General features: G+C 47.5%; 4 protein-coding genes. 3 read left to right on the top strand and 1 reads right to left on the bottom strand.

Going from position 1 to position 6,053, the window contains the following annotated elements:
* Both BG32_RS15545 and BG32_RS05440 read left to right on the top strand, forming a co-directional pair.
* Positions 1–1,102, top strand: a 1,102-nt coding sequence (locus tag BG32_RS15545; RefSeq protein ID WP_183084295.1) for an InlB B-repeat-containing protein, incomplete at its 5' end; no start/stop codon positions are given.
* Positions 1,066–3,252 (top strand): carboxypeptidase regulatory-like domain-containing protein, encoded by a 2,187-nt coding sequence (locus BG32_RS05440; protein ID WP_183084294.1) that lies wholly within the window; start codon positions 1,066–1,068, stop codon positions 3,250–3,252. The genes BG32_RS15545 and BG32_RS05440, both read left to right, overlap by 37 nt.
* Positions 3,253–3,362: 110 nt before the next feature.
* Here the strand turns inward: BG32_RS05440 and BG32_RS05435 are convergent, their stop codons facing one another.
* Positions 3,363–4,520: a cytochrome c biogenesis CcdA family protein gene (locus BG32_RS05435; RefSeq protein ID WP_121526534.1), complete on the bottom strand. Its 1,158-nt coding sequence runs from the start codon at positions 4,518–4,520 to the stop codon at positions 3,363–3,365.
* A gap of 394 nt (positions 4,521–4,914) precedes the next feature.
* Here BG32_RS05435 and BG32_RS05430 point away from each other — a divergent pair.
* The coding region (locus tag BG32_RS05430; protein ID WP_183084293.1) for an InlB B-repeat-containing protein at positions 4,915–6,053 on the top strand (1,139 nt) is incomplete at its 3' end.

Here is a 6,053-nt window from a genome sequence, read left to right as displayed (position 1 = left end):
GTGTTCAGACGAAACCTGCGTAACGATAAGCTGGACTGGTTACGACAGGTGCATGACGTGTGGGACTGGCGACTGCGGATCATGGGATATAGGAAAGATCTTCTTCAGCCATCCAGACGTGAATACAGGAAAGGACTTTGCAAACATATTCATCGACACATGCATATGTGAAGGTCCAGATTACAGCGGAGAGATAACCTGGTGCTTTGGAAATCTCGATTGCGAGACACTCGTAGCAACGATAGTCGGCTGGGACTCTGCAGGCAACATGTCTGAACCATGGGGTATGGAAATAGGCAATACCGATACGGTACCGCCAGTAATAGAAGAGTTCTCAATAAGCGAACTCATGTTCGAAGGAGAGATACCATACGTTGAACTGACATGGGAAGCGACAGACAACTGCTTTGACTTCGTGAATGTCTGGGTCAATCAGGGAAGCTTCCAGAAGCCCTTGTTAGAAACCTTCGAACTTGAACTGATCTCATTCATACCTCCAGAACCCTGGACTGCATTCCAGAAGAGCAAATCATGGACAAAGACAGTCAAGTGGTATCTTGAAGACCCAGAAGAACCCCTAAAGGCCTGGATAGCAGCATACGACCTCTGCTGCAACGAGGCAACCGGTACTGTTTTCTTTGATGGGTTCCTCGATATCGACGTTTACGTGGAAGGCGAAGGTGAAGCTGGCGATTCGCAAAGCTACATAAAAGCTGGTACTGAAATCACCGTAGAAGCTACTGCTTTGGCCTGCTGGGAATTCAAAGAGTGGCAGGACGACGAAGGAAATTTCCTATCGTCAGACAACCCTTACACATTCATACTGACAAAAAACATAACGCTTGTAGCCGTGTTCGAAAAACTGCATTACAAAGTGACGATGTCCGCGACTCCTTCAGGAGCCGGGGAGTACTCAGATCACAGCGGTATCCATGAATGCGGTACTCCTATCACACTGACGGCAACACCGACCGGTGTAATGCCTTCGATGTTCTCTCTGGAGGACATCGATCATTTCAGTTGCTACGAGTTCCTCGAGTGGCAAATGGAAGATGGCGGAGGAGCATGGATAAGCATGATAATCCCATGGTCGACTATATGATAACGCATGATGCAACAATCGTGGCTGTCTTTATCAGGAAGCAGTTCCAGGTAACTCTGGATGCCTCCCCGACCGAAGGGGCTTTGGAACTGACTGCCGATGCGACATATCTATGTGGAGAAGAGGCGACTGTGCAGGCTACACCGACGGAGTGTTATAACTTTGCATACTGGCTTACCGGAGACGCTACAACGGCTCAGAACCCTTATAGTTTCACGGTAAAGAAGACCGAAGCTCTGACCGCTGTGTTCACAAAGAAGCAGTTCGACGTCTCTGTAACAGCTTCCCCCACTGAAGGCGGAATCGTCGATGGAAACGGCACGTACCTTTGTGGAGAAAGTGTGACCGTTCAGGCTACACCTACAGGCTGCTACAGATTTGTAAACTGGACTGAAAACGGGTTGGAAGTGTCAACGAGTCCAGAGTATCAGTTTACTATCGGCAAAAGCAGAGATCTTGTTGCAAACTTTGAGCAGGTTTTCCTGTCGGGAAGAGTCGTGGTCGACCTCGACTATGCTTTGATATTGAGGAATATCTTGAGACTCTATCCCGAACTAGCTACTGACGTCTTGGAGTTGTTGCTGGATTACTTGGAGAGCTATTGGCCTTTTAGTGATGAAGTTTGGGAATGGTTCAAAAACTTCATGGAAGGAGTTCTCGATGATCCTGAGAAACTGGTCGACGCCCTTGAGGAGATCCAGATACCGCTTATTGGTACTATCAGACCTCTGGATATGATTCTTGCAGATATTAGTCCCCGGGAAATCGCTCTGCAGTTAATAGCTATAATAAACGGCTTCTTGCCTGAGGAAATCTCAATGCCTGAGTGGCTTGAGGATATTCTGGTACGCATCATCGAGAGTGTTGTACCGACCGAACTACCGAAAAACCTCCCGTTTCCTTTTGTGAAGATCACGGTGAAAGATGCCGATGAACAGGAGATAGAACAGCTAGAATCATCCTGCGATGGGAGTTTCTCAACATGCCTCCCACCCGGCAGTTACACTCTGCTGTTTGAAGCCTGCGGTTATAAGGACAAAACAGTCGAAGTCACCATTCAAGAGAGCAAAGACCTTGGACCTGTATCCATGGTACCAAACCCCGGGATCGTTGGAGGTCTTGTGACAGACTCCAAATGCTGCCTTCTCTGCGACGCTTCTGTGAAGGTACTTACTGCCGAGGGTTCTCCCGAAGCTACGACGTGCTGCCTTGGACTATACAATATTACCGGAATCGAACCCTTACTACCGGGTCCGCTTGGCGGCGTCGGGGTCCACGTTATGAAGTTCTCGAAAGATGGCTATGAGACAAAGACCGGTAATGCGATCTTCATAGCGGGACTTTCCGTCAAGAATATGGAGCTGGGGGCAGTAGTTACATTTGAGGTGACCGGATCGGGACCGCTTAAGGACGTAGAAATTACAATCTACTCCGATGCCGCTCGCTCGATAGTTGCGGGAACCGTCACAACAGATTCCGAAGGCAAGGCGATCATAGTCCTTCCAGATGGCAATTACTGGTTCACAGCAGTAAAGACCTCATACGAGGACTATGAAGGCGAGTTCACGTTCGTAGGAGCACCGTTGACAGTATCATTCGAAATGCTCAAGAAAGGTACGATTAAGGGTACTGTGAAATCCGGCAGTTCAGCTCTTAACGGAGTTCTAGTTACTGTTAAGGACAGTTATGACAATGTTCTTGGAACAGCCACAACTGCAATAGAGTGGGTTGGAATCACTCCATATTCAGGAAGGTACAGTATCGAGGTTCCGGCTGGAGCAGATTATACTGTAACATTTGAAAAGACCGGCTACGCTTCAGAGACTGAGGATGTGGCTTCGGTGACCAATGGTGAAGAGATAACTCTTGACGTGGACCTCACAAAACTCACTGGAAAAATAGAAGGATATGTGTGGGAATCTAGGTGGGGTGTACCCCCTGTCGGTGGCGTCACAGTAACCGTTCTGGACGAAAGCGATGTTGTAGACACCACCGTTACTAATGGAATTGGTATTTATGCTATTGACGTCCCACCGGGAACATATACAGTTAGATTTGAAAAATCGGGATACACTACCGCTGAAACGGAGAATGTTGTTGTAACTCTTGGAGGAACAACAACTGTTAATAAGCGCTTATATAAAAACTGAAGCGTTTTCCGACCACACTCATGATTCATAAAATCAAGTAGAAAGCAACACTCATTGAGAAGCCCCCGGTACATCATCGGGGGCTTCTCTATTCCATAGATAGACAGAGGCTACATCACCCTGAATGTCCTTAGCGTAATGTTAAGCATAATCACGAAGAAGACTGTGAAGAGAGCACCCATTAAAAGCTTTATCTTCGCCGCGGCGTTCGTCGATGTCATGTATTCCTGTATCTTCTTTGTTGATGAGCTGAAATAAGCAATGAGAGTAATCGCGATAATTGGAACCGTGAAGCCTAGATTATATACGATCAAAAAGCCCAGCGCCCGTGCCGAGACTCCAGCGCTGTTTATTACGTACACTATCGTCGGGAGATATATCTGGCCCGTGCACATGAACTCCACAAACGAAACCAGTATTCCGGTTACGAGCGAGGCGATCCAGATCGTCTTGACTTTCGCGTTCTTTCGGATTATCTCGTGAGTCTTGCGTTTCAGGCCTTTAGATAGCTCTAGCACAGCTTTCTTGCCTTTGTACCGCATTCTGTAGAAGTCAACAACGGAGAGAACGGCAAGAACTGCGGTGAAGACCGTCATCGCTGGATAGAATACAATCTGAAAGAGACGTGAAACGCTGTCGATGTAACCCACGGCGCCGAGAAGCCCCGTCCCCATTGCCAGATAAGCGGCGAATATACCGATAGCGAAGAACAGGCCGGCGACAAGAATCTCGTTTCTTCCCCTTCCTACATAATAAAGGTACGAAACCAGAAATATAAGGACTACAAAGGCACAGGGGTTTATCCCGTCGATAAGGCCGGCGCCGAGAACGACAAAGAGACTGAACTGGCTGTATCTTTCCGTCAAAACCTGACTCACGTCTTCCTCGAGTTCGTCTATCTCTCGCTGCTTCTTCTCCCGTTCTTCTGACGAGTAATTCAACATACTGTCAAGAACCGTCATAGGATCGAGGTTCAATGGGGTGAAGGCGTCCTTGCCTATAAAAATAAGCGGAACTAGATCTGCCTCGCTGTCAGGGACGTTGTAAACTTTTGTGTATTTCAACTTGAGTTCCTGATTCTTCGATTCGTTAAGCAAATACTTGTTCAGAATCACCTCTTCTTCCACTTCGTATCTGAGACTGTCTATCATCATCTCGGCCTCGAAGCACTCCTGACAGGTGGGAACTCCGAAAAAATCAATAATCACCGAAGCGGTTGCCGAAACGCAAATTAGGATAAAGACTATAAGAAGTAGAGTTTGCTTCATACATTCACCCCGTTAACCACATAAAGATTGTCGCTTTTAGATTCCTAAGATTATACCACTCGGGCAATACAACCTGCTGTAATCAAAGCAAAATCAGAAGACAATGCCTCTCATTGCTTAAGAAAACGGAAGGTGTATGCCAACTCATTTGGTATTTGGCAGTCTAGAGTGTATAATATTTCTCAAGATCCTTGCTGCATCAATTTGATAAGGAATCTCTGTCGGCTTTTTGAGAGAGGTTATTTATTTGACATGGATTCTGTAAACGTGATAAAATCAGAGTGGTGCTTTTGTGCGTTTGTGGTTCATAGTCCGGAATGCTCTAACGATGTTTTTGATGTTGTTCTAGAAATATAAACCGTTACAAACAAACGCTTCTTAGGGGGTGTTCAAGGTGGCAAGACGGTCTCGTGTTCTCCTGATTCTTATTCTGTTTATTGGCCTTGCTTTTCTCCTGACTGGATGTCTAAAAAAGATTGACGTAACTCTTACTGTGGCTATCCAGGGCTTAGGGGAAACTGATCCTGATGTAGGTGCCCACGTTTTCAAGTATGGGACTACTGTGACACTTACAGCGACGCCAGCAGAAGGCTATGATTTCGAGAAATGGGAAGTTGAGGGTCTGGGAAGCTTTAACGAAAGCGTTAAAGAAATCAAGTTGAAAGATTCCATATTGGCGACTGCTTTTTTTGCTAAGAAATCTTTCAATATAGAAGCTTCGGTTGACCCTGAAAATGGTGGCACTGTAACAGGTGCCGGTTCATATCTTTTTGGCGACACAGCTTCACTGACAGCTGTAGCTGCTGAGGGATTCAAGTTCGTTGAGTGGACTGAGGACGGAGTCTCCATCGGTTCAGACAATCCGCTCGAATTTGTTGTCAATGCTAACAGAGCTTTCGTAGCTCACTTCCGCCAGGAGTACACTGTTACTGTTAGCGTCACACCTGAAGAAGGCGGGACGGCTGCTGGTGGCGGCGTGTATGTTTATGGAACTGAAGCCACGGTAGTGGCCACTCCTGCAGACTGTTACGACTTCGACGGCTGGTTCGTGGGTGATATTCTCGTCAGCGAAGATGCAGAGTACACCTTTACAGTCACAGAAGACGTCGATCTGGTGGCTAAGTTCACGCTTAAGACGTTCGAAGTCACCGTTACTGCCGAGCCTGAAGAGGGCGGAGTAGTCAGCGGAGGCGGCACTTACGATTGTGGCAGTGAAGTCACCGTAGTCGCCACTCCTGAAGACTGTTACGACTTCGACGGCTGGTTCGTGGGCGAGACTCTCGTCAGCGAAGATGCAGAGTACACATTTACTGCCGAAGCCGATGTCGACCTGGTAGCAGTCTTCACGCTTAAGACGTTCGAAGTCACCGTTACTGCCGAGCCTGAAGAGGGCGGAGTAGTCAGCGGAGGCGGCACTTACGATTGCGGAACCGAAGTGACAGTAGTAGCTACTCCTTCGGACTGTTACGACTTCGACGGCTGGTTCGTGGGTGAGACTCTCGTCAGCGAAGACGCAGAGTACACATTCACTGC

Origin of the sequence: Mesotoga sp. HF07.pep.5.2.highcov, from assembly GCF_003666285.1 — a bacterium.
GTDB classification, from domain to species: domain Bacteria; phylum Thermotogota; class Thermotogae; order Petrotogales; family Kosmotogaceae; genus Mesotoga; species Mesotoga prima.
Note: the sequence above shows the minus strand (reverse complement) of the source record. Positions and strands in the feature narration are given on the sequence as shown.